This window comes from Peribacillus sp. NPDC058002, assembly GCF_042886655.1.
In the GTDB taxonomy this organism is placed as follows: domain Bacteria; phylum Bacillota; class Bacilli; order Bacillales; family DSM-1321; genus Peribacillus; species Peribacillus aracenensis.
In genome coordinates this window covers 1-2,553 of sequence record NZ_JBHVQU010000381.1, presented here as the reverse complement: position 1 = coordinate 2,553, position 2,553 = coordinate 1, and the positions used below count along the sequence as shown (strand labels likewise).

At 36.9% G+C, this 2,553-nt stretch carries 2 protein-coding genes; both read right to left on the bottom strand.

Features of this window, described 5'->3' with window-relative positions:
- Positions 1–31: 31 nt before the first annotated feature.
- Complete coding sequence (gene cls / locus ACFVSH_RS25310) at positions 32–1,537, bottom strand: cardiolipin synthase (RefSeq protein ID WP_387708506.1); 1,506 nt, start codon at positions 1,535–1,537, stop codon at positions 32–34.
- Positions 1,538–1,665: 128 nt separating this feature from the next.
- Positions 1,666–2,553 (bottom strand): glycogen synthase (locus tag ACFVSH_RS25305; protein ID WP_387708505.1); only part of this gene is annotated, 888 nt, incomplete at its 5' end.

Below are 2,553 nucleotides of genomic sequence, written 5' to 3'. Positions count from 1 at the left end.
CAACTATACTATTAATCTGCTTTTTTTCCCATTAGAGTACATTCGAAAACAATCTGGCAAATGATTCTTTTGAACGTTCCAGTAAACCACGCTTGTTATATCCGATAGGATCTAGTTTGTCACTATCCAACATATCCTCTTTGTAATGAATGATGAGATCTTCAATGGAATGGCTGCCCATAAGAAAGACATTGACTTCAAAATTCAGATGAAAACTTCTCATATCCATATTTGCAGTTCCTATGGAAGCCATATCACCATCAACGATAATAAGTTTCTGATGTAGAAAACCCTTTTTATACAAGTATACCTCTACACCGAATTGTAGCAGCTCCCCGAAATAGGAGCGACTTCCATATTGGGTTAAAAACCCATCATTTACTGCCGGAACCATGACCCTAACTTGTATCCCCTTAATTGCCGCATGTTTTATGGCTGCCTTAATCGCTTGATTAGGTACGAAGTATGGACTTGCAATCCAGATTGATTCAGTCGCGTTTGTGATAAGTGAAAAGTAATAATCACTCATGATTCCCTGTTGTGTATCAGGTCCGCTTGCTACCACCTGAACGGCTCCATCCCCTTGTTCCCCTTTATTCTTGAATTCTGGACGTTCTTGCAATACATCTTCCCCACTGACATATTCCCAATCCAAAAGGAAAACAGTATGAAGCATAAATACCGCTTCACCTTTAAGTACCATATGTGTATCTCTCCAAAAACCAATGTTTTTATTTCGTCCTAAATATTCCTCCCCTACGTTTAAACCTCCAACAAAGCCAACTTCCCCATCTATGATGATGATTTTACGGTGATTCCTAAAATTAAACTTTTGATTGAAAAATCCGTGTTTCAGTGGAGAAAATGGATATGCTTTTATCCCGGCATTTTGCATCCGTTTAACTTCATTATTTGAAAGGCTTAAACTTCCGGCAGCATCAAAAATGAATAAAACTTCCACACCACTTTTTGCTTTTTCAATAAGTATATCTATAATTTCAGTACCAAGCCTGTCGGAACGAAAAATATAATATTCAATATGGATGAATTTCTCAGCTTTTTTTAACTGTTTTATGATTTCTGTAAACGTTTCGTTCCCATTTTTCAATACTTCCGTTTGCGATGATGTACTAATGATGGTCTCAGAAGCATTTTTGGCAAAAGCTGCGAATGATTGCTGATGATTATTCAAGAAAGATAAATCTGGAGATGATACCTGTGTGACAAGGCTCTTCCATTCTTCACGATCTTTTTTCCTTTTACTTCGAAATAAATACCCCTTTAAATAGAGCTGACCTGAGAATAAATAAAATACATATCCAAATACAGGAAAAAATAAAAGCACATACATCCACAAAAGGGTCTCGTGGGCAAATCTATTTTCAAGCATGAGTGAAAATATGGTAATAAACATGACCAAAATATATAATCCAATAAAAAATAGCTTCACGTCGAAGCTTACTTGAGTGAACAGGATCATATAGATTGAAGCAATTAAAATAAATAAAAATACAAATTCCATTCTTCTTCTTTTCATCTTTTCATTCTCCTACACAGCAATATTATATATATATCTATACATATACCCATATTTGATGGTAAAAGAAACAAAACACTTACGAAAACATTATTCGCAAGTGCTTTGTGTATTACCTATCCAATTACTCACTTCATGACAGGAATCAAACTTTCATACAGCTCCATATACTTTAAGGAAGATGATGTCCAACTGAAGTCTAACTTCATTGCACTTTCGGCCATTTTCCGCCACCTTTTCGGCTGGAATTTGTACAGACCAACAGATTGCTCAATTGTATGAAGCATATCGTGTGCATTATAATTCGTAAAACTGAAGCCATTGCCTTTTCCAGTAAATTGATTATACGGTATGACAGTATCCCGAAGTCCGCCAGTTTCCCTCACTAAAGGCAGAGTACCATACCGCAACGCCAAAAGCTGGCCGATACCACATGGTTCGAATTGTGACGGCATCAAGAATAAATCAGAACCCGCATATATCCGTCTTGCTAAACCCTCATCAAAATATGTATTGACTGAAACCTGATTTGGATATTGGTCAGCTAAATGGCGAAATGCCGATTCATATTGCTCATCACCCGTACCTAAGAGAATGAATTGAACTCCTTGGTTCATCATTTCATGAAAAACATGGAGAATAAGATCAATTCCTTTTTGATCAACAAGCCTGGTTACCATCGATATAACCGGGACCCCCTCATTTACAGGAAGGTCCAACGATTCCTGTAGCTGACGCTTATTCTCCATCTTACCCTCATAGGAATCGAATGGAACAGCAAGATGTTCATCTGCCGCCGGATTATATTCTTCATAATCGATTCCGTTGATAATCCCTTTAAGGTCACCATTTCTCTTACGTAAAAAACCATCCAGATTTTCCCCGAAATAAGGACTTTGAATTTCTTCCGCATAACTTGGGCTTACAGTTGTGACAATGTTAGAAAAAGCTAGGCCGCCTTTCAAATAACTTACATTTCCATGAAATTCAAGACCATCGATATTAAAATATAACTC